The sequence below is a fragment of the Phycicoccus sp. HDW14 genome (assembly GCF_011383005.1).
Taxonomy (GTDB): Bacteria; Actinomycetota; Actinomycetes; order Actinomycetales; family Dermatophilaceae; genus Phycicoccus.
This window is the reverse complement of sequence record NZ_CP049935.1, coordinates 1646904-1667741: the sequence shown is the minus strand read 5'-3', so window position 1 is coordinate 1667741 and position 20838 is coordinate 1646904. Positions and strand designations below refer to the sequence as shown.

The window sequence follows — 20838 nt, the reverse complement described above, 5'->3', positions numbered from 1 at the left end:
CGGCAGGTCACAGCACCGGCCGACGGCTCCGACAGGTCGGGCACAGTCGCGACCCGGACCGTGGGGTGCATCAGGTCCCCCGACGAAGGAGCCCCCCATGGACCGCCAGACCAGGACCCTCGCGATCGGCGGTGTCGGCATCGCCGCCGCGGTCGCCCTCGGCCTCACCGGCGCCACGCTCGCCGGCGCGGCCGACTCGACCACTGCCGCACCGTCGGCCTCCGCCTCGGCCAGCCCCGGCACCGGATCGGACGCCAACGGCGGCACGACCGGCGGCACGCTGCCCGGCGGCGGCCAGGCCGGCACCGACTCCGGCGGCCCCGGCGGCGGGCGCGGCGGGATGATGGACGCCGGCGGCACGCTGACCGCCGACGCCGCGAGCAAGGCCGTGACCGCGGCCCTCAAGGCCGTGAGCGGCGGCACCGTCTCCAGCGTGCGGGCCCTGTCCGACGGCACCTACGAGGTCACCGTCACCAAGGACTCCGCGCGCACCGACGTCCTCCTCTCGTCCTCGTTCGCCGTCACGGGCACCGAGGACCACACGGGCGGACCCGGCGGCGCCGGTCCCGGAGGCGCCGGGCCGGACGGCAGCAGCGGCTCGAGCAACCCCGGCGACGCCAACGGCACGAGCGCCATGAGCACGGGGACGACCTCGACGGTCTGACGGGAGGACCCACCAGCCGGCCCGACGCACCCGCACCAACGTGATCCGTGTGGTCACTGGTGCGGGTGCGCTGCGTGGTGCATGATGTGACGCACAACGGCGCCGAGCGCGCCTGCACAGCTGCACCACCGGCCGCGACCGGTCCCGTCACGAGCACTGGCGTTGGGGAAGACGTCCACCGCACGTGAAGGAGACCAGGATGTCGTTCGCCATGCCGCGCACCGCCACGCGAGGAGTGGTCTACATCCACTCCACGCCGAAGGCGCTCTGCCCGCACGTGGTCTGGGCGATCGAGGGAGTCCTCGGCGCCCGCGTCAGCGTGCAGTGGACCGACCAGCCGGCCGCCCCCGGGATGGTCCGTGCCGAGCTGAGCTGGGCGGGGGAGTCCGGCGCCGGCGCCCGCCTCGCTTCGGCCCTGCGCGGCTGGGACCACCTGCGCTACGAGGTCACCGAGGAGCCGAGCCCCGGCTGCGACGGCTCGCGCTGGTCGCACACGCCCCGCCTCGGCATCCACCACACGTGGACCTCGGCCAGCGGCGACGCCGTCATCAACGAGGACCGCCTGCGCGAGGTCGTCGTCCTGGCCCAGGGCAGCTCCGAGGCGATGCAGGAGATGATCGAGGAGCTGCTCGGCCTCGAGTGGGACGAGGAGCTGGAGCCCTTCCGCTACGCCGGCGACGGCGCACCCGTCCGCTGGCTGCACAAGGTCGGCTGACCGGCACCGGCGCCGACCTCAGAACGCCTCGCGCAGCCGCGTTCCGAGCGCGTCGCGGACGATGGCCAGCGCCTCCTGCCCGAGCAGCTCGTCGGGGACGACCCACGACGGGGCCGACCCGTCCTGGTCGAGGCGCAGCACCCCACCGTCGTGGCGTCCCGCGGTGACCGTTCGCAGCTCGAGGCGCACCTCGTGGGTCGGCACCCGGAAGAGGACGTACTCGAGGGTCCACAGCGCGTGGACGACCGTGCCCGGCGGGCACGAGGTGCGGTGGTGGATGCGCAGCGCCCGGCGCAGCCGTCGCCGGTGCTGCATCCCGTCGAACGCGGTGACCGCCGCCATGAGGACGAGGCCGAACGCCGTGCCCCGCGCCAGGCCGGCCGCTCCGGCGGGGCCGACGACCGTGAGCCCGACGAGGACCGCGAGGAAGATCAGGGTGACGACGGCGTGCCGCAGCAGGAACGGGCGCCAGTAGCCCGGCCGCCCCTCGACGTCGCGCACGACGGCGGCGACCTCTCGGGCGATGACCGCGTCCGTGCTCACGTACGACGTCTCCGCCCGCCGTCCCCCGCGCGCCGTCGGCTCACCCCCGTCCACGGGAGGAGGGTACGCAGCGGCCCGGCCCGCCCGCAGGCGAACCGGGCCGACCGGTGGCTCAGACGCTCTTGACGACGAGCGCGACGTTGTGGCCGCCGAACCCGAAGGAGTTGTTGAGCGCCGCGATGTCCCCGTCGGGCAGGGTGCGGTGCTCGCCACGGATCACGTCGAGGTCGATCGCCGGGTCGAAGTCGTCGATGTTGATGGCCGCCGGCGCGGTGCGGTGGTGCACGGCCAGCACCGTGAGCAGCCCCTCGAGGGCTCCCGCGGCGCCGAGCAGGTGCCCGGTCATCGACTTGGTCGCGCTGACGGGCATCGAGTCGGCCGCCGCCCCGAAGGCCCGCCGGATGGCGTTGGCCTCGGCGACGTCGCCGACCGGCGTGGAGGTCGCGTGCGCGTTGATGTGCACGATGTCGCTGTCGGACAGGCCCGCCCGCTCGACGGCGGCCCGCATCGCCCGCGACGCTCCGGCGCCCTCGGGCTCGGGGGCGGTGATGTGGTGGGCGTCCGCGGACATCCCGATCGAGGCGAACTCGGCGTAGATGCGCGCGCCGCGGGCCTTCGCGTGCTCGTACTCCTCGAGGACCATGACGGCCGCGCCCTCGCCCATGACGAAGCCGTCGCGGCCGGTGTCGTAGGGACGCGACGCGGCGGCGGGGTCGTCGTTGCGGGTCGAGAGGGCCTGCATCTGGGCGAAGCCGGCGAAGCAGATGGGGTGCGTGGCGGCCTCGGTGCCACCGGCCACGACGACGTCGGCGCGCCCGTCGCGGATCATGTCGTAGGCGGTGCCCATCGACTCCGCGCCGGAGGCGCAGGCCGAGACGGTGGTGTGCGCGCCGGCGCGGGCGCCGAGCAGCAGCGACACGTTGCCGGACGAGGTGTTCGGCATGAGCATCGGCACGGCGAGCGGGAAGACGCGGCGAAGCCCCTTCTCGCGCAGGATGTCCCACTGGTCGAGCAGGGTCCACACACCGCCGATGCCGGTGCCGATCGCGACGCCGAGCCGCTCGGGGTCGACCTCGGGGGAGCCGGCGTCCTCCATCGCGGACTGCGACGCGATGACCGCGTACTGGGCGCTGGGGTCCATCCGGCGGACCTGCACCTTGGTGAGGACCTCGAGCGGGTCCTGGGCGATGGTGCACGCGAAGTGGACCGGCAGCTCGTAGCGCTCGACCATCTCCTCGGGCAGGGGCTTGGCACCGGACCGGCCGGCGAGGATGCCCTCCCAGGTCTCGGCGATGGTGCCGCCCAGGGGCGTGGTGGCCCCGAGGCCGGTGACGACGACGCGACGCTCGCTCATGGGTTGCTCTTGCTCCTCGTGGGACGTGGGTGGTGGCCCGGCGCGGCCTCCCGGTCGGGGAGGCCGCGCCCGGGGGTCAGCCCTGGTTGGACTGGATGAAGTTGACCGCGTCGCCGACCGTGGCGAGGTTCTTGACCTCGTCGTCGGGGATGCGGACGCCGAACTTCTCCTCGGCGTTGACGACGATGGTCATCATCGACAGCGAGTCGATGTCGAGGTCGTCGGTGAAGGACTTGTCCATCTGGACCTCGGCCGGGTCCAGGCCGGTCTCCTCGTTGACGATCTCCGCGAGGCCGCTGAGGATCTCCTGCTGGTCTGCCATGGTGCTCTCCTTCGGTGGGGGTTGGGGTGCTGCTCGGCCCGGGTGACCCGTGGGCCCACGGGAGTCAGGGGATGACGACGACCTGCGCCGCGTAGGACAGCCCGGCGCCGAAGCCGATCTGCAGGGCGAGCCCGCCGCTGGGGATCTCACCGTGCCGCACCATCCGCTCCATGGCCAGCGGGACCGACGCCGCGGACGTGTTGCCGGTGTAGGCGATGTCGCGGGCGATGGGCAGGTCGGCCGGCAGCGCCAGCTTCTTGGCCATCGCGTCGATGATGCGGACGTTGGCCTGGTGCGGGATGAACGCGTCGAGCTGGTCGGCGGTGATGCCGGCCGCATCGAGTGCCTGCTGGGCCACCGGCGCCATGCCCCAGACCGCCCAGCGGAAGACGGTCTGCCCCGCCATGCCGATGTGCGGCCAGCCGAGCTTCTTCTCGTGGACGTCGATCCAGGACTCGGTCTGCGAGATGGCTTCCCACTGCGCGCCGTCCGAGCCCCACACCGTCGGGCCGATGCCCACGGTGTCGGACTGGCTGACGACCGCCGCCCCCGCGCCGTCGGCGAAGATGAACGCCGTGCCGCGGTCGTCGAGCGAGGTGAAGTCGGAGAGCCGCTCGACCCCGACGACGAGGACGTTGCGGGCCGTGCCGGTGCGCACCATGTCGGAGGCCAGCGAGATGCCGTGGCAGTACCCGGCGCACGCGGCCGAGATGTCGAACGCGGCGCCCTTGGTGCCCAGGCGCTCGGCGAGCATCGGGGCGGCGGCGGGCGTCTGGTACGGCCAGCTGACCGTCGCGACGAGGACGGCGTCGAGGTCCTCGGGGGCGACGCCGGCCATCTCGAGGGCCGGCGTGGCGGCGAAGACGGACATGTCGATGACCGACTCGCCCTCGCCGGCGAAGCGCCGCTCGATGATGCCCGAACGCTCGCGGATCCACTCGTCGGAGGAGTCGATGCGGTCGACGATCTCGCTGTTGGGCACGACCCGGCGCGGTCGGTAGCCACCGACGCCGCTGATCCGGGAGTTGGTGACCGGGCCGGCGGTCAGGTGCCCGGTGCCCTTGGGGTGACGGTCATGCGGAGTGCTCCTCGAGGAGGGTGCGGGCGGCGTCGAGGTCGTCGGGTGTCTTCACCGCGAGGAGCTCGACGCCCTTGAGGGCGCGCTTGGCGAGCCCGACGAGCGTGCCGGCGGGCGGCAGCTCGATGATGCCGGTGACCCCCAGCGCGGCGAAGCGCTCCATGCACAGGTCCCAGCGCACGGGGTTCGACACCTGGGCGACGATCCGGTCGAGGGCCTCGCGGCCGTCGGTGACCGTGGCGCCGTCGCGGTTCGACACGAGGGTGACGCCCGGGTCGGAGACGTCGCTCCCGGCGGCGGCCGCGCTCAGCGCGTCGACGGCGGGGGACATGTAGTGGGTGTGGAACGCGCCGGCCACCTTGAGGGGGATGACGCGCGCCTTGGCCGGCGGGTCCTCGGCGAGGGCGGCGAGGGCGGGCAGTGCGCCGGCGGCGACGACCTGGCCGGCACCGTTGACGTTGGCCGGCGTGAGGTCGTGGCGCTCGAGGGTCGCGAGGACGTCGTCGGGGTCGCCGCCGAGCACCGCGCTCATGCCCGTGGGGGTCGCGGCGCTGGCCTCGGCCATGGCCCGTCCGCGCAGCGCGACGAGGCGCATCGCGTCGTCCTCGGCGAGGACGCCCGCCGCAGCGGCCGCGGTGATCTCGCCGACCGAGTGGCCCGCCAGGGCTCCGGGGGCGGCGTGGTCGCCGAGGGCGCGCAGGGCGAGCAGGCCGGCACCGACGAGCAGCGGCTGCGCGACGGCGGTGTCCTTGATCGTGTCCTCGTCCGAGGTGGTGCCGTGGGCGACGAGGTCGACCCCCGCGGCGTCGGAGAGGGCGGTGAGGTGCTCACGCGCGCCGGGCAGCTCGAGCCACGGGGCGAGGAACCCCGGGGTCTGCGAGCCCTGGCCGGGACAGACGATGACGATCACGGTCCCAGCCTGTCGCGAGGCCGTGACCGTTTCGTGACGAGGGGGGACGAACCTCGGGCACCCGTTTTGGAGGATGTCCACAAATCCCGCACGGATCAGGGGCGCGGCGTGGTGCGCGTCACGGGGCCGAGGCGGTGCAGCGCCAGGGCCAGCCGCACGGTCTGGGCGTCGTGGGGGTCGGTGAGGTCGTAGCCGGTGGCCTTCGCGATGCCGGCGAGCCGGTAGCGCACGGTGTTCGCGTGGACGATGAGCGCCCGGGCGGTGCCCTCGACGCCGAGCCCGCCGTCGAGCCAGGCCTGCGCGGTCTCGAGCAGCGAGCCGCCGCTGGCCTCGGCGAGCGGACGGATGATCCGGGCGGTCAGGGCGTTGCGCGCGGGCAGGTCGCCGAGCAGCGCCCGCTCGGCGAGCAGGTCGTCGGCGAGGACCGGCCGCGGCGCGCCCGGCCACGCTGGTGCCGCGGTGTGGCCGGAGATCGCGGCCCGGGCGCTGCGGCCGGCGGCGAACAGGTGCGGCACCGTGGGCCCGACGACCAGCGGGCCGTCGCCGAGGTGCGGGTCGAGGGTCCCGGCGAGGGACATCGGGTCCTTCACCCCGCCGCCGATGCAGACGACCCGCGGGCCGTGGATGGCGACGAGCAGCTCGACCCCGGTGCGCCGGGCCGTGCGGTGCAGCTCGCCGATGACCGCCCCGGTGGCGCCCTGCGGGGTGGAGCCGACGACGACGGCCACGCCGCTGACCGCCCCCCAGCCGAGGGCGGCGGCGCGCGACTGCATGGAGTCGTCGGCCTCGCCGCGGATGACGGCGTCGACGACGAGCGACTCGAGCCGGGCGTCCCAGGCGCCGCGGGCCTCGGCGGCCTCGGCGTAGACCTCGGCCGCGGCGAAGGCGACCTCCCGGCTGTAGCGCAGGACGGCCTCCCGGGCCCGGTCGCCGTCGCCGGGGGCGGCGATGCCCGAGATCTCGCGCTCGACGACGCCGATGACGGTGCGGATGAGGTCGAGGGTCTGGGCGAGGCTGATCGAGCGGGTCAGCTCGCGCGGCGCGGTGCCGAAGACGTCGGCCGTGACGGCCGGGCGCTGCTGGTCGCCGCCGAACCAGTCGATGAAGCTGCTGATGCCGGCCTGGGCCACGAGCCCCACCCACGACCGGTTCTCGGCCGACAGCGCCCGGAACCACTCGTGGTCGGCCTCCATCTGGCGCACCGCGGCGGCCCCGAGGTCGCCGGCGGCGCGGGCGACCCGGGCGCGGGTCTCGGCGGAGACGGCGGTCGGCATCCCCGGAGTCTATTTGTGCAGCCCGGACAAGCCGAGTCGCCGCCCACGAGCCGCCTGCCGGTCATCGAGCCTGCTGCAGCGGGCTCGACCTCGGGAACGCGGCGCGGTCGCCACGCCGGTCAGTCGGTGCCGAACTCCATCGCCGCGGCGTCGAGGGCCTGCTCGTCGGTGCCGTCGTGCGTCGGGTTGTCGGTGATCCGGTCGTACCCGCCGGCCGGGAGCTCGCCGAAGAGGGTGCCGTTCTCGACGAGCAGCTGGCCCTGGTCGACCGGCTGGTTGGCGTAGAGCTCGAGCTTGGCCCGGCTGTCGGCGATGTCGAGGTTGCGCATCGTCAGCTGGCCGATCCGGTCGGTCGGGCCGAAGGCCGCGTGCTCGACGCGCTCCATCGACAGCTTGTCCGGGTGGTAGCTGAAGTTCTCGCCGCGGGTGTCGACGATGGAGTAGTCCTCGCCGCGACGCAGCCGCAGGGTGACCTGGCCGGTGACGACGGAGGCGATCCAGCGCTGGATGGCCTCGCGGAGCATCAGGCTCTGCGGGTCGAGCCAGCGGCCCTCGTAGAGCAGCCGGCCGAGGCGGCGACCCTCGGTGTGGTAGTTGGCGATCGTGTCCTCGTTGTGCACGGCGTTGAGCAGGCGCTCGTAGGCGATGTGCAGCAGCGCCATGCCCGGCGCCTCGTAGATGCCGCGCGACTTGGCCTCGATGATGCGGTTCTCGATCTGGTCCGACATCCCGAGCCCGTGCCGGCCGCCGATGGTGTTGGCCTCGTGGACCAGCGCCACGGGGTCGAGGGGGCGACCGTTGATGGCCACCGGACGCCCCTCGGCGAAGGCGATCGTGACGTCCTCGGGCTCGATGGCGACCGAGGCGTCCCAGAACTTGACGCCCATGATCGGCTCGACGACCTCCATCGACTCCTCGAGGTGCTCGAGGGTCTTGGCCTCGTGCGTCGCGCCCCAGATGTTGGCGTCGGTCGAGTACGCCTTCTCCTGGCTCTGCCGGTAGGGGAGGTTCCGCTCGGTGAGCCAGGCACTCATCTCGTGCCGGCCGCCGAGCTCGTGGACGAAGTCGGCGTCCAGCCACGGCTTGTAGACGCGCAGGTTCGGGTTGGCGAGCAGGCCGTAGCGGTAGAACCGCTCGATGTCGTTGCCCTTGAAGGTCGACCCGTCACCCCAGATCTCGACGTCGTCGGCGTGCATCGCGCGCACGAGGAGGGTGCCGGTGACCGCCCGCCCGAGCGGCGTGGTGTTGAAATAGGTGCGCCCGCCGGTGCGGATGTGGAACGCCCCGCAGGCCAGGGCCGAGAGCCCCTCCTCGACGAGGGCGGCACGGCAGTCGACGAGCCGTGCCAGCTCGGCGCCGTACTCGCCCGCGCGGGTCGGCACGGTGTCGATCTCCGGCTCGTCGTACTGGCCAAGGTCGGCCGTGTACGTGCAGGGCACCGCGCCCTTCTCGCGCATCCACGCGACCGCGACGGAGGTGTCGAGACCTCCGGAGAAGGCGATGCCGACGCGCTCGCCGACGGGCAGGGAAGTCAGGACCTTGGACACGATGGAAGCATATACAGAACTCTGCATACTTCCCAAGTCGGGTGGTCCGGCGCAGACCCTTGGTCGAGCCGGCCGGTGGGGTCAGGCCTCGCCGAGCACCTCGTCGATGCGCCGGACCTTCGACTCGAGCATCCCGGTGTGCCCGGGCCGGATGTCGGCCTTGACGACGAGCGAGACCCGCGGGTGGCGGGCGGTCATCGCGTCGACGCACTGCTTGAGCACGCCGATCACCTCGTCCCACTCGCCCTCGAGGTTGGTGAACATCGAGTTCGTCTCGTGCGGCAGCCCGGAGGCCCGGACGATGCCGACCGCCTCGGCGACGGCCTCGGCGTACGAGCCGGTGTCGTCCGGGCTCGCGGGGGCGATGCTGAACGCGACGATCATCGGGCGGCTCCTCGGGTGCTCATCCGTCGAGAGTAGAGAACACGCCGTGTGCGACGGTGCGCACACGGCGTGTTCTGTTCACTCGACGGGTCGGGTGGGTGGGGCGGGGGTCAGCTCTCGCCGCCCGCGTTGCCCGAGGCGCCGGCCGTCACGTCGTGCAGCCGGTAGCGGCGGGCGGCCTCGAGGGGCACCGACCGCTCGACCTCGCCGCGGTCGGCGAGCGCCTGGAGGGCGCGCACCGCCATCGACGGACCGTCGATGTGGAAGTACCGGCGGGCGGCGGGACGGGTGTCGGAGAACCCGAAGCCGTCGGCGCCGAGCGAGGAGAAGTCGCCGGGCACCCACTGGCGGATCTGGTCCTGGACCGCCCGCATGTAGTCGGACACGGCGACGACGGGGCCCTGGCGGTCACGCAGCTTCTGCGTCACCCACGGCACCGGCGCCTCGGCCTCCGGGTGGAGGAAGGCGGCCTCGTCGCAGCGCAGCCCGTCGCGCCGCAGCTCGTTCCAGGACGTCACCGACCAGACGTCGGCGGCGACGTGCCAGTCGTTGCGCAGCAGGTCCTGGGCCTCGAGCGCCCACGGCATCCCGACGCCGGAGGCGAGCAGCTGCACGCGGGGTGCATCCTCGGGCAGGCCCTCGGTCGACCCCTCGGCGTACAGGTACATGCCCTTGATGACGCCTTCACGGTCGAGGCCCTCGGGCTCGGCCGGCTGGCGCATCGGCTCGTTGTAGACCGTGAGGTAGTAGATGACGTTGCGCTCGGTGTCGGTGAGCGAGTCGTCGGTGCCGTACATGCGGTGCAGGCCGTCCTGCACGATGTGCGCGATCTCGAAGGCGAACGCCGGGTCGTAGTGCACGACGGCCGGGTTCGTCGACGCGAGCAGCGGGCTGTGCCCGTCGGCGTGCTGCAGGCCCTCGCCGGTGAGCGTGGTGCGGCCGGCCGTGGCCCCGATGAGGAAGCCGCGGGTCATCTGGTCGGCGGCCGCCCAGATGGAGTCGCCGGTGCGCTGGAACCCGAACATCGAGTAGAAGACGTAGATCGGGATCATCGGCTCGCCGTGCGTGGCGTAGCTCGACCCGACCGCCGTGAAGGCCGCCATCGACCCGCCCTCGTTGATGCCGAGGTGCAGGATCTGGCCGTCGGTCGCCTCGCGGTAGGCGAGCATCAGCTCGGCGTCGACCGGCGTGTAGCGCTGGCCGTGCGGGTTGTAGATCTTGATCGTCGAGAAGAAGCTGTCCATCCCGAAGGTGCGGGCCTCGTCGGGGATGATCGGCACGATCCGGCTGCCGAACTCCTTGTCGCGCATGAGGTCCTTGAGCAGCCGGACGAACGCCATCGTCGTGGCGACCTCCTGCTTGCCCGAGCCCTTCTTCACCTGCGCGTAGGCCGAGCCGTCGGGCAGGTGGATGGGGATGTGCTTCGAACGCCGCTCCGGCAGACCGCCGCCGAGCTTGCGCCGCCGCTCGAGCGCGTACTGGATGACCTCGTCGTCGGCGCCGGGGTGGAAGTACGGCGCGTTGTACGGGTCCTTCTCGAGCCGGGCGTCGTCGACGGGGATGCCGAGGCTGTCGCGCAGGTTCTTCAGGTCGTCGAGGGTGAGCTTCTTCATCTGGTGGGTCGCGTTGCGCCCGGCGAAGCTCTGGCCCAGGCCGTAGCCCTTGATCGTCTTCGCGAGGACGACGGTCGGCTGGCCGGTGTGGCCCATCGCCGCCTTGTAGGCCGCGTAGACCTTGCGGTAGTCGTGGCCGCCGCGCTTGAGCTTCCACCAGATGTCCTCGTCGGACCAGTCCTCGACGAGCTTGCGCGTGCGCGGGTCGCGGTCGAAGAAGTGGTCGCGGACGTACTTGCCGTCGTTGGCCCGGAAGGTCTGGTAGTCGCCGTCCGACGTGGAGTTCATGAGGTGGACGAGGGCACCGTCGCCGTCGGCCGCGAGCAGCGGGTCCCAGCCGCGGCCCCAGACGACCTTGATGACGTTCCAGCCCGCACCCCGGAAGAAGGCCTCGAGCTCCTGGACGATCTTGCCGTTGCCGCGCACCGGGCCGTCGAGCCGCTGGAGGTTGCAGTTGACGACGAAGGTGAGGTTGTCGAGCTCCTCCTGGGCGGCCAGCTGGAGCAGGCCGCGCGACTCGGGCTCGTCCATCTCGCCGTCGCCGAGGAAGGCCCAGGTGTGCTGCTGGCTGGTGTCCTTGATGCCCCGGTTGTGGAGGTACTTGTCGAACTGCGCCTGGTGGATGGCGTTCATCGGGCCCAGGCCCATCGACACCGTCGGGAACTCCCAGAAGTCGGGCATGAGCCGCGGGTGCGGGTAGCTCGGCAGGGCGAGCGGCTCGCCGTCGACGATGTGGCTGTGCTCCTGCCGGAACCCGTCGAGGCGGTCCTCGCTGATCCGGCCCTCGAGGAAGGCCCGGGCGTACATGCCGGGGGAGGCGTGGCCCTGGAAGAAGATGTGGTCGCCGCCGCCGGGGTGGTCCTTGCCGCGGAAGAAGTGGTTCATCCCCACCTCGTAGAGCGTCGCGGCCGACGCGTAGGTGGAGATGTGCCCCCCGACGCCGATGCCGGGCTTCTGTGCGCGGTGCACGACCATCGCGGCGTTCCAGCGCAGCAGGGCGCGGAAGCGGCGCTCGACGTCCTCGTCGCCCGGGAACCACGGCTCCTGCTCGGGGCTGATCGTGTTGACGTAGTCGGTCGTCGTCAGCGACGGCACGCCCACCTGCATGGCGCGGGCCCGCTCGAGGAGGCGCAGCATGAGGTAGCGCGCACGCATCCGGCCCGGTCCGTCGATGACCGCGTCGAGGCTGTCGAGCCACTCGTCGGTCTCGGTCGGGTCGATGTCCGGCAGGTGCGTCGGGATGCCGTTGAGGATCGGACCGACGTCTTCGTGGAGGGCCACGCGCACGTCCTTTCAGAAGTCGCTGACCGCGCCCCGGTTCGGGGGCCGGTCCGCCCATCCTTCACCCACGCGAGGCCCGCGTCACAATCCGGGGCGGGCTACTGGACGGTACGTCGCATCTCAGGCGGTGCCGACGACCCGGTCGGGGCGGGCGTAGACCGAGAACCGCTGCTCGCGGGTGAAGGCCAGGAGGGTGATGCCGGCGTCCCCGGCGAGCTCGACGGCGAGCGAGGTCGGGGCGCCCACGGCGACGACCGCCGGGATGCCGACGACGGCCGCCTTCTGGACGATCTCGAAGCTGGCCCGGGCGCTGACGACGAGCACCGTTCCGGCGAGGGGCAGCTCGCGCTCGCGGGCCAGGGCGCCGACGACCTTGTCGACGGCGTTGTGCCGGCCGACGTCCTCGCGCACGGCGAGCAGCGCGCCGTCCGGGGTGGCGAGCGCCGCGGCGTGCACCCCGCCGGTGCGCTCGAAGACCGGCTGGTGCTCGCGGAGGGCGTCGGGGAGGCCGGCGAGCACCGCCGCGTCGAGCGTGACCGGGTCGGCGGCGACGTCGAACCGGCTCGCGGTGCGGACGGCGTCGAGGGAGGCGGCGCCGCAGACCCCGCAGGCGCTGGTCATCGTCTCGGTGCGCTCGCGCGCCGGCCGCAGGAGGGCCACGCCGGGGGAGAGGGCGGCCTCGACGACGTTGAAGGTCGGCGAGCCGTCAGGGCCGAGGTCGGTGCAGTGCATCATCGTCGCGACGTCGTGGGCCGAGCCGATCATCCCCTCGGTGAGGAGGTGGCCGAGGGCGAGGTCGAAGTCGTCGCCGGGGGTGCGCATCGTCGTGGTGACCGGTGCCTCGCCGACCCGGACCTCGAGGGGCTCCTCGACGGCGACCGTGTCGGGGCGGACGACGGCCCCGTCGCGCGCGACGTCGACGCGCGTACGGGGCACCCGTGTGGTCACCCGGCCCATGAGCGCATCCAAACACACCCGGGGCCGGGTGGGCCCGGACGCGTCGGGACGCTGGGGCAGACTGGGAGCCATGACCGACCCGGCCCCGCCGAGCCAGCCCCCCGTGCCGCCCGCCCGACCCGTCACCGGCACCGACCCGGCCGTGACGCTGCGCGGCGGCGACCTCGGCTGGCGACCGGTGGCGCCCGCGCTGGCCACCGTGCGGCTCATCGTGCTCGGGGCCGTGCTCGTCGTGCCGCTGCTGGCCACCGTCGTCGTGGCCCTGCTCGTCACGTCGTGGGTGTGGCTGGGGACCGTGGCCCTCGTCGTCGGCGGCCTCTGGGGGCTCTGGGTCATCCGGCGCCAGGTGTCGGCCATCTCGTGGGTCGAGCTCGACGAGGAGATCGTCATCCGCAAGGGCCGGCTCTTCCGCAGCCTGTCGAGCGTCCCCTACGGGCGGCTGCAGTACGTCGACATCCAGTCCGGCCCGCTCGCCCGGGCCTTCGGCATCGCCTCGTGCGAGATCCACACCGCCTCGCCCGAGAGCGGCGGGTCGCTGCCGGGCCTGCCGACCGCCGAGGCCGAGGCCCTGCGCGCCCGGCTCGCCGCCCGTGGCGAGGCGCAACGGGCGGGCCTGTGACGGAGGCGCACGTGGCACCGGGGGGCACGGCGGACGACGGCTGGCAGCGGCTGCACCCGCTCTCCCCGCTGCTGCGCGGCGGCGTCGTGCTGCTCGCGGTGCTCGGCTACGTCGTCAGCCAGCTCGTCGACTCGGTCTTCCAGTCCTTCGACCCGGAGCAGTACATCCCGGGGGCCGGCGGTGAGGAGCCGGACGGCGGGTGGTCGATCACCTCGCACCCGCTGCTGGCCCTCGGTGCCCTCGTGTTCGTCATCGCGGTGGTGGGCGGTGTCAGCTGGGTCAGCTGGCGCTTCTCGCGCTTCCGGGTGGACGGCGGCCAGGTCGAGCTGCGTTCGGGCGTGCTGTTCCGCCAGCACCGGCAGGTGCCGCTCGAGCGGGTCCAGGCCGTCGAGACGACGCGCCCGATCCTCGCCCGGCTGCTCGGGCTGAGCCAGGTCGTCGTCCAGTCGGCCGGGGGCTCGGACTCCCACCTGACGCTCGCGTTCCTCGCCGCCGACCGGGCCGAGGAGCTGCGCGCCCACCTCCTCGACCTCGCCGGCCGCTCCGACGAGCGGGGCGCGCCGCAGCACGCGCCCGGGTCGATGCAGTCCGGCGCCCCGGGTGCCATCGGCACGGAGCCCGGCTCCGGCGTCCTCCCCGCAGGCCCGGTGGGTGCCGGCCACGAGGAGGCCCGCCCGCTCGTGCGGGTCCCCAACGGCCGGCTCTTCGTCGCGACGATCCTCCACGGCTCGACCATCGTCCTCGGCATCCTGCTCGTCGCCGCGGCCCTGACCGTCGGCATCGCCGAGGCCGGGCTCAAGGTGCTCGCCGCCGCTCCGGCGATGGTCCCCGTCGTCTTCGGGCTCGCGGCGAGCCGGGTCAAGGAGCTCCTCGTCCACGGCAACTTCGCGATCGGTCGCACGGCCACGGCCCTGCGCGTGCGGCACGGGCTCACCGACCTGCGCAACGCCACCGTGCCGCTGCACCGCGTCCAGGCCGTCGAGGTGCTCCAGCCGTTGTGGTGGCGCCCGTGGGGCTGGTGGCGCGTGCGCGTCAACGTCGCGGGGGTCCACACCGGCGGCGACGGCGACGACACCGAGACCGTGCTCCTGCCCGTCGGTACCTCGGCGGAGGCGATGACCGTGCTCTCCGCGCTCGGCGCGCACCCCGAGGACCCGGTGCTGCTCGAGGCGCTGCACGGCGACGGCGGCGAGCCCGGCTGGACCGGTCCGCCCGAGTCCGCCCGCTGGCTCGACCCGTGGTCGTGGCGGCGCACCGGCTACGCGCTGGCCGCCCACTCCCTTTACGTGCGGCGGGGCCGCTGGACCCGCCGGGCCGTCGTCGTGCCGCACGCGCGCGTCCAGTCGCTGGCGCTGCACCAGGGCCCGCTGCAGTCGCGGCTCGGGCTGGTCAGCGCCACCGTCGTCTCCACCCCCGGCCCGGTCGACGCCTCCGTCCCGCACCTCGACGCGGTGGGGGCCGAGCGCTTCCTCGACGTCGTGGGGGAGCGGGCCCGGGAGGCGCGCCGCGCCGTCACCCCGTCCGGCCGGGACGCCGCGGCCCGCGCGGGCGAGCCTCTTGCACCCGACCCGGCTCCGTTGGTGGACTAGGTCCCTGCAGGGCATCCGACCATGAGAGGTTTGACCGCGTGAACACCCCCGCCCCACCCCCGGTGGACCCCGGCTCGACCGTGACCTCAGCCGTGGAGCGGCTCGGGTTCGCCCCCGAGCAGGTCGTCCAGGAGTTCGGCTGGGACGACGACGTCGACGACCCCTTCCGCTTCGCCGTCGAGGACGTCTGCGGCGCCGAGATCGAGGACGACGAGTACACCGGCGTCGCCGACGCCGTGTTGCTGTGGTTCCGCTCCGAGGACGGCGACCTCGGCGACGCGCTCGTCGACATGGTGGGGGTCCTCGACGACGGTGGCTTCGTCGTGCTGCTGACGCCGCGCGGTGAGGACGGCGAGGTCGACCCCAGCGACATCGACGAGGCGGCGGTCGTCACCGGCCTGCACCTCGCCGGCACGTTCAACGCCGCGGAGGGCTGGCGGGCGCACAAGCTCGTCGCCCCGCGCGGCGGCCGCCGCTGACGGCTGCCGACCGCCACCGACCGCCGCCGTGCGGGGATGCACACCACGGGGGGTATCGGGGTCCGGGGGCGCCGGAGTCCGCTGGGAATGGCAGGATGATCCCATGACCGCAGCGCCCCTCCCGCTCGCCGTCGGCGACCTCGCCCCGGACTTCACCCTCCGGGACCAGAACGGTACCGACGTCACGCTCTCGGAGCTCACGGCCGACAAGAACGTGGTCGTCGTCTTCTACCCGTGGGCCTTCTCGGGCATCTGCACCGGCGAGCTCGACGAGATCCGCGACCACCTCGAGCGGTTCGTCTCCGACGACCTGCAGGTGGTCTGCATCTCGTGCGACGCGGTCTTCAGCGTCCGGGCCTGGGCCGACATCCAGGGCTACTTCTTCCCGCTCCTGTCCGACGCGTGGCCGCACGGGTCCGTGGCGCGCGCCTTCGGGGTGCTCAACGAGACCACCGGCGCGGCCCAGCGCGGCACCTTCCTCGTCGACCGCTCGGGGCGCATCGCCTGGACGCTGGTCAACGGCCCCGGGGAGCGCCGCGACTTCTCCGCCCTGCCCTCCGAGGTCGCCGCCCTCGTCGGCTGACGGCTCCGCACCGACCTGCCATGATGTCCGCGGTCGGTCGCCGCGCCCGTGGGTCGGTGGCCGCCAGGGGCCTGTAGCTCAGCTGGTAGAGCGCCGCGTTTACACCGCGTCGGTCGTCGGTTCGATCCCGGCCGGGCCCACATGAGCGACGACACCCCGCTGACCCTGCGCGAGGTGCTCGACGTCCTCGCCCGCCTCTACCCGCCCGAGAGCGCCCAGTCGTGGGACCGGGTCGGCCTGGTCACCGGCGACCCCGACCAGCCGGTGCGGCGCATCCACCTCGCCGTCGACCCGACCCTGGCCGTCGTCGAGGAGGCCCGCGAGCTCGGTGCCGACCTCCTCGTCACCCACCACCCGCTGCTGCTGCACGGTGTGCACTCGGTCGCGACCACGTCGGCCAAGGGCGCGACGGTCACGGGGCTCGTCGTCGGCGACGTCGCCCTCTACGTCGCGCACACGAACGCCGACGTCGCCGCCGACGGGGTCTGCGAGGCGCTCGCCGGGGCGTGCGGCCTGGGGCACACCGAGCCGCTGACCCGGTCGGAGGGGCAGCCGATGGGGCGCGTGGGCGACCTGCCGGAGGTGCTGTCGCTGCGGCGCTTCGTCCAGGACCTGGCGGTGCACCTGCGCCCGACCGCCGGGGGCGTGCGGGTGGCCGGTCCGCCCGATGCCCCGGTGCGCCGGGTCGCGGTGCTCGGCGGGGCCGGGGACGACCTGTTCGACGCGGCGCGCGAAGCGGGAGCCGACGTCTACGTCACCGCCGACCTGCGCCACCACCCGGTGCTCGAGGCCCGCGAGGAGGCGCGCGGCGGCGTCCCGTACCTCGTCGACGCCGGGCACTGGGCGAGCGAGCAGGTGTGGCTGGCCCGGGCCGACCGGGCACTGCGCGCGGGCCTCGGTGACGACGTGACTAGGGTGGAGACCCACATCAGCACAGTGCGCACCGACCCCTGGACGTTCGTCGTCGGTGCCGACGGAGGAGGTACCCCGTGAGAGCCGAGTCCGCCCGCCAGCAGCGGCTGCTCGACCTCCAGGCCATCGACACGCGGCTCGGCCAGATCGCCCACGCGCGGCGCAGTCTGCCGCAGCTCGCCGAGCTCGCCGACCTCGAGGGCAAGGCCCGCCTCCTCGACGACCAGCTGGTCCGCTCGCGCACCGAGCTGGGCGACATCCAGCGCGAGGTCGCGAAGTCCGAGGCCGACGTGCAGCTCGTCCGCGACCGTGCCGCCCGCGACCGCGCGCGCCTCGACGCCGGCACCGGCACCGCGAAGGACCTCCAGGCCATCCAGCACGAGCTCGAGTCCCTCGCCCGCCGGCAGGGCGAGCTCGAGGAGGTCGAGCTCGAGGTGATGGAGCGCGCCGAGGACGCCGAGCACGACGTCGCCGAGCTCGAGCGCGGCATGGCCGAGCTCTCCGAGCGCATCAGCCGGCTCGAGGCCGACCGCGACGACGCCCTCGAGCGGCTCGCGGCCGAGGAGGCCGGCGTCGTCGCGCCCCGCGACGGCATCGTCGACGAGGTCGGCGCCGACCTCGTGGCCCTCTACGAGAAGATCCGCGCCAGCTCGGGCACCGGGGCGGCCGCCCTGCGCCAGCGCCGGTGCGGCGGGTGCCAGCTCGAGCTGAACCCGGTCGAGATCCAGCGCATCCGCTCCGCCGACGAGGACGAGGTCGTGCGCTGCGAGGAGTGCAACCGCATCCTCGTCCGGACCCCGAGTCGGGGCTGTGACCCGGCGGCTCACCGTCGAGGCCGACGGCGGGTCGCGCGGCAACCCGGGAGTCGCCGGCTACGGCGCGCTCGTGCGCGACACCGCCACCGGGGTGGTGCTCGCCGAGCGGGCCGAGCCGCTGGGCAAGGTGTCGAACAACGTCGCCGAGTACCGCGGGCTCATCGCGGGCCTCGAGGCCGTCGTCCGCATCGACCCCGCCGCCGAGGTCCTCGTGCGGATGGACTCCAAGCTCGTCGTCGAGCAGATGTCGGGCACCTGGAAGATCAAGCACGAGGACATGCGCCGGCTCGCGCTGCAGGCCCGCGAGGTGGCCGGCACCATCCGCGAGGCCGGGGGTCGGTGCGCTACGAGTGGATCCCCCGCGCCGAGAACAAGGACGCCGACGCCCTGTCGAACGACGGCATGGACGGGCTGACCATCGACCGTCGGCTCGACGGTGACGCAGGTGACGCGGCCGTGGCGGACACCGGCACCGGGCCCGAGGCGTCCGGCGCCTGCGCCCCGGTGCCCGTCCGGCAGGGCACACCCGTGCGGGTCGTGCTCGTCGCGGCGGCCACCGGCGAGGGGGCCCGGTCGGCGGCTGCCGCGGTCCAGCGCCTGCTCGGCGGGGCTCCGCGCTGCCTGCTCACCGACCCGTCGGACGAGGCCGTCGAGACCGCCGCCGAGGTGGGCGACGTGCTCGGGGCCGACTCCGTCGTCGACGCCTCGTGGTCGCCCGAGGGTGCGGCCGCGGCCTGGGCGGCCGTCGTCGCCCGCGGTGGCACGACCGTCGTCGTCTGCGGCGCCGACACCGTGCGGGCCGTCCTCGGTCACGTGCTGGGGATGCCGCGCGAGCGGTGGGGCCGGCTGGCCGTGGCCGCCGGCTCGCTCGCGGGGGTCGAGGTCTGGCCGGGCGACGACGTCTCGGTGGCCTTCACCAACCGCACCTGACGTAGCGCCCTCTCCTCACCGGTCGTCGAGGGCGCGGCCGAGGTCGGGCACGTCGGCCGCGGTGCGCCGGGCGAGGTCGAGGGCGGGCGCCGGCAAGGGTGTGCCGGTGCCGAGGTCGCGCTGGTGCACGACGGTCTCGACCGCCCAGGTGGCGAGCAGGTCGCCGCTGGTCAGCACCTGCCCCTGGAAGGCGTGGTGGCCGTCCGGCAGCGAGGTCGTGACGAGCCGCAGCTGCCCCGCGACCTCCCGGAGCGCGCCGACCGCGGCCGAGGGGCGGGGATGGGCGTCCGCGTGCCGGCGCTCGGACATGAGCACGAGCACGGGGTCGTCGTCGGCGTGGTCCTCGCCCCAGCCCGTCCAGTACGTGACGGCGTCGACCGTCGCGGGTCCGGGGGTCCGGGCGGCCATCCCGCCGAGCAGCTCGCGCCATCCGGCGAGGACGTGGTCGACGACGTCGAAGCGGGTCCAGCCGTGGCACCGGGACGCGGCGAGGAGGTCGAGCTCGTCGAGAGCGAGGGCCGCCTGCACGAAGGCCTCGACAGCGGGGAGGAACGCCGCGACGCCCTCGTCGTGGGGAACGGTGAAGGACATGCCCCAGCCTCGCACCGACGTGCGACGGCTACCGTCGAGGGCGTGCCCCTCCTGCGACCGCTGCGGCTCGACGACCTCGACGCGCTCCTGCCGCTCCAGGAGGAGGGGGCCGTCGCGGCGCTGGGGCACATCTTCCCGCAGGAGGAGCACCCGTTCCCGGCGGCGGAGGTCCGCGCCCGGTGGGTGCACGAGCTCGCCGACCCGACGATCCGCTCGTTCGCGGCGGAGGAGGACGGGGCGCTCGTCGGGTTCGCGGCGACCCGGGGCTCCGAGCTCTTCCACCTCGGCACCGCCCGTTCGACGTGGGGGAGCGGGCTGGCCGGCCGGGTCCACGACGAGCTGGTGGACGTGATCCGCTCGGAGGGTCACCGCCGGGCCTGGCTCAGGGTGTTCGAGGACAACCGCCGTGCGATCCGGTTCTACGAGAGGCGATCCTGGGTGGTGACCGACGAAGTGTCGTGGTCACTGTTCCCGCCCCACCCGGCGCTGAGGGTCCTGGAGCTCGACCTCCGCTGACGGGTCAGTGGCCGAGGACGGCCATGAAGTGCACGTCGACCCAGCGCCCGTCGAGGAGCAGCGCGTCGCGCCCGGTGCCCTCGTGGACGAAGCCGACCTTCTCGTAGACGTGCCGCGCCCGCGGGTTGGTGTCGTAGACCTCGAGGTGGATGCGGTGCATCCCCATCGGCCCGAGCCCGTGCCCGACGACGAGCCGGGTCGCCTCGGTGCCGAGACCGCGGCCCCGACCGCGTGCGCCGACGAAGGTCCGGAAGCCGCACGACCGGTTGCCGGGGTCCCAGTCGTTGAGCACCACCTCGCCGACGACGGCCCCGTCGACGTTGTCGAGCACCGCGAGGACGAGGCGGTCGTCGGCGGCGGCCCAGCGGCCGTAGACCTCGCGCAGCTCCTCGATCGGCGGGCCGGACACGGGGGCCCGGCTGTCGTGCACGGAGCCGGTCAGCACGGCGACCTCGTCGTCCTCGCGGATGATCCGGTCGAGCGCGTCGGCGTCCTCGGCCCGGGCGGGGCGCAGGGTGACGAGCTCGCCCACGAGGGTCGGCTTGTCGCTGAAGGGGGTCGGGCCGTGCCCGGAGGTGCTCGGGGAGTCGGCGGGCGCGCTGTCGCGCGCCGTGTCCCGGTCGCGACGCAGGAGGCCGAAGACCCAGGAGTCGGAGACCACGCCGTCGACGACGCAGTCCTCGCGCAGCGTGCCCTCGCGCACGAAGCCGACCTTCGCGAGGACGCGGGCGCAGGCGTCGTTGCGGGTGTCGCACTCGGCCTGGACGCGGTTGAGGTCGAGGGTGTCGAACGCCCAGTCGAGCAGCACGGCAGTGGCCTCCGTCGCGTACCCCCGACCCCAGGACGCCGGGGTCAGGCACAGGGTGAGGGTGGCGCTGCGGTGCGCGGGGTCGAACCTGCTCAGACCGCACCACCCGACGAAGGCGCCGTCCTCCGCTCGCTCGAGGACCAGCCGGACGCCCGAGCCCTCGTCGGCCATGGTCCGGCTGGTCTCGATGAAGCGCGCCGCGCGTGCCGGGTCGGTCCACGGCGGGTCGTCCCAGAACCGGAGCGCCTCCGCGTCGCTCTGCAGGGCGAAGAGCTCCTCGGCGTCGGCGTCGGCGAGGGGGCGCAGGAGGAGGCGGGCGGTGTCGAGGGTGGGGGTGTCCACGGCGCCACGCTG

Annotated in this window: 21 protein-coding genes, 1 tRNA gene and 1 pseudogene; 11 read left to right on the top strand and 12 right to left on the bottom strand. The window is 73.9% G+C overall.

All coding sequences use genetic code 11. The features are described 5' to 3' along the window. Nucleotides 1-97 precede the first annotated feature (97 nt). Both G7075_RS08220 and G7075_RS08215 read left to right on the top strand, forming a co-directional pair. A complete protein-coding gene (locus G7075_RS08220; protein ID WP_166120812.1) occupies nt 98-664 on the top strand; it encodes a hypothetical protein in 567 nt (188 codons plus the stop codon). A 199-nt stretch (nt 665-863) separates the two neighbouring features. Then, nucleotides 864-1379 carry a DUF3145 domain-containing protein gene (locus G7075_RS08215; protein WP_166120809.1) on the top strand — a complete coding sequence of 172 codons (516 nt, stop codon included), beginning with the start codon at nt 864-866 and terminating at the stop codon, nt 1377-1379. 18 nt (nt 1380-1397) lie between these two features. Here the strand turns inward: G7075_RS08215 and G7075_RS08210 are convergent, their stop codons facing one another. From G7075_RS08210 to fdhD, 10 genes are all read right to left on the bottom strand, one after another. Further along, a complete protein-coding gene (locus tag G7075_RS08210) occupies nt 1398-1922 on the bottom strand; it encodes a hypothetical protein (RefSeq protein ID WP_166120806.1) in 525 nt (174 codons plus the stop codon). Nucleotides 1923-2034: 112 nt separating this feature from the next. Then, nucleotides 2035-3276 carry a beta-ketoacyl-ACP synthase II gene (gene fabF, locus G7075_RS08205; RefSeq protein WP_166120803.1) on the bottom strand — a complete coding sequence of 414 codons (1242 nt, stop codon included), beginning with the start codon at nt 3274-3276 and terminating at the stop codon, nt 2035-2037. Between the two features lie 76 nt (nt 3277-3352). Beyond that, the gene (locus G7075_RS08200) at nt 3353-3598 is read right to left on the bottom strand and encodes an acyl carrier protein (protein ID WP_166120800.1); all 246 of its coding nucleotides are present in this window, start codon (nt 3596-3598) and stop codon (nt 3353-3355) included. A 64-nt stretch (nt 3599-3662) separates the two neighbouring features. Beyond that, nucleotides 3663-4646, bottom strand: coding sequence for a beta-ketoacyl-ACP synthase III (locus G7075_RS08195; RefSeq protein WP_166124301.1), 984 nt, complete (start codon nt 4644-4646; stop codon nt 3663-3665). Nucleotides 4647-4671: 25 nt separating this feature from the next. Then, complete coding sequence (locus G7075_RS08190; RefSeq protein ID WP_166120797.1) at nt 4672-5586, bottom strand: ACP S-malonyltransferase; 915 nt, start codon at nt 5584-5586, stop codon at nt 4672-4674. A gap of 95 nt (nt 5587-5681) precedes the next feature. Then, the gene (locus tag G7075_RS08185; protein ID WP_240917979.1) at nt 5682-6860 is read right to left on the bottom strand and encodes a CdaR family transcriptional regulator; all 1179 of its coding nucleotides are present in this window, start codon (nt 6858-6860) and stop codon (nt 5682-5684) included. A 119-nt stretch (nt 6861-6979) separates the two neighbouring features. Continuing rightward, nucleotides 6980-8407, bottom strand: coding sequence for an argininosuccinate synthase (gene argG / locus G7075_RS08180; RefSeq protein WP_166120794.1), 1428 nt, complete (start codon nt 8405-8407; stop codon nt 6980-6982). 81 nt (nt 8408-8488) lie between these two features. After that, on the bottom strand, nt 8489-8791 hold the full coding sequence (locus G7075_RS08175) for a thiamine-binding protein (protein ID WP_166120791.1): 303 nt from the start codon (nt 8789-8791) through the stop codon (nt 8489-8491). A gap of 110 nt (nt 8792-8901) precedes the next feature. Then, the gene (gene aceE / locus G7075_RS08170) at nt 8902-11685 is read right to left on the bottom strand and encodes a pyruvate dehydrogenase (acetyl-transferring), homodimeric type (protein ID WP_166120788.1); all 2784 of its coding nucleotides are present in this window, start codon (nt 11683-11685) and stop codon (nt 8902-8904) included. 120 nt (nt 11686-11805) lie between these two features. Then, entirely contained in the window at nt 11806-12642 is an 837-nt protein-coding gene (gene fdhD / locus G7075_RS08165) for a formate dehydrogenase accessory sulfurtransferase FdhD (RefSeq protein ID WP_166120785.1), read from the bottom strand. 70 nt (nt 12643-12712) lie between these two features. Between fdhD and G7075_RS08160 the strand changes: the two genes are divergently transcribed. The 8 genes and pseudogenes from G7075_RS08160 (at nt 12713) to G7075_RS22660 (ending at nt 18054) form a co-directional block, all read left to right on the top strand. After that, the gene (locus G7075_RS08160) at nt 12713-13261 is read left to right on the top strand and encodes a PH domain-containing protein (RefSeq protein ID WP_166120782.1); all 549 of its coding nucleotides are present in this window, start codon (nt 12713-12715) and stop codon (nt 13259-13261) included. Nucleotides 13262-13272: 11 nt separating this feature from the next. Next, nucleotides 13273-14850, top strand: a complete 1578-nt coding sequence (locus G7075_RS08155; protein WP_166120779.1) for a PH domain-containing protein — start codon at nt 13273-13275, stop codon at nt 14848-14850. 38 nt (nt 14851-14888) lie between these two features. After that, nucleotides 14889-15329, top strand: coding sequence for a DUF3052 domain-containing protein (locus tag G7075_RS08150; protein WP_166120775.1), 441 nt, complete (start codon nt 14889-14891; stop codon nt 15327-15329). Nucleotides 15330-15432: 103 nt separating this feature from the next. Continuing rightward, nucleotides 15433-15912, top strand: coding sequence for a peroxiredoxin (locus G7075_RS08145; RefSeq protein WP_166120772.1), 480 nt, complete (start codon nt 15433-15435; stop codon nt 15910-15912). Nucleotides 15913-15979: 67 nt separating this feature from the next. Continuing rightward, nucleotides 15980-16052 (top strand) — tRNA-Val (locus tag G7075_RS08140). A gap of 1 nt (nt 16053) precedes the next feature. Continuing rightward, nucleotides 16054-16905: a Nif3-like dinuclear metal center hexameric protein gene (locus G7075_RS08135; RefSeq protein ID WP_166120769.1), complete on the top strand. Its 852-nt coding sequence runs from the start codon at nt 16054-16056 to the stop codon at nt 16903-16905. Between the two features lie 356 nt (nt 16906-17261). Next, nucleotides 17262-17600: pseudogene (locus tag G7075_RS22665) on the top strand (zinc ribbon domain-containing protein); the annotation flags it as partial. 34 nt (nt 17601-17634) lie between these two features. Beyond that, complete coding sequence (locus G7075_RS22660; RefSeq protein WP_240918028.1) at nt 17635-18054, top strand: reverse transcriptase-like protein; 420 nt, start codon at nt 17635-17637, stop codon at nt 18052-18054. Nucleotides 18055-18584: 530 nt separating this feature from the next. Here the strand turns inward: G7075_RS22660 and G7075_RS08120 are convergent. Next, nucleotides 18585-19160: a maleylpyruvate isomerase N-terminal domain-containing protein gene (locus tag G7075_RS08120; RefSeq protein ID WP_166120754.1), complete on the bottom strand. Its 576-nt coding sequence runs from the start codon at nt 19158-19160 to the stop codon at nt 18585-18587. Nucleotides 19161-19202: 42 nt separating this feature from the next. Between G7075_RS08120 and G7075_RS08115 the strand changes: the two genes are divergently transcribed. Further along, on the top strand, nt 19203-19676 hold the full coding sequence (locus tag G7075_RS08115) for a GNAT family N-acetyltransferase (protein WP_166120752.1): 474 nt from the start codon (nt 19203-19205) through the stop codon (nt 19674-19676). A 4-nt stretch (nt 19677-19680) separates the two neighbouring features. Here the strand turns inward: G7075_RS08115 and G7075_RS21060 are convergent, their stop codons facing one another. Next, complete coding sequence (locus G7075_RS21060) at nt 19681-20826, bottom strand: GNAT family N-acetyltransferase (protein ID WP_240917978.1); 1146 nt, start codon at nt 20824-20826, stop codon at nt 19681-19683. Between the last annotated feature and the right edge of the window lie 12 nt (nt 20827-20838).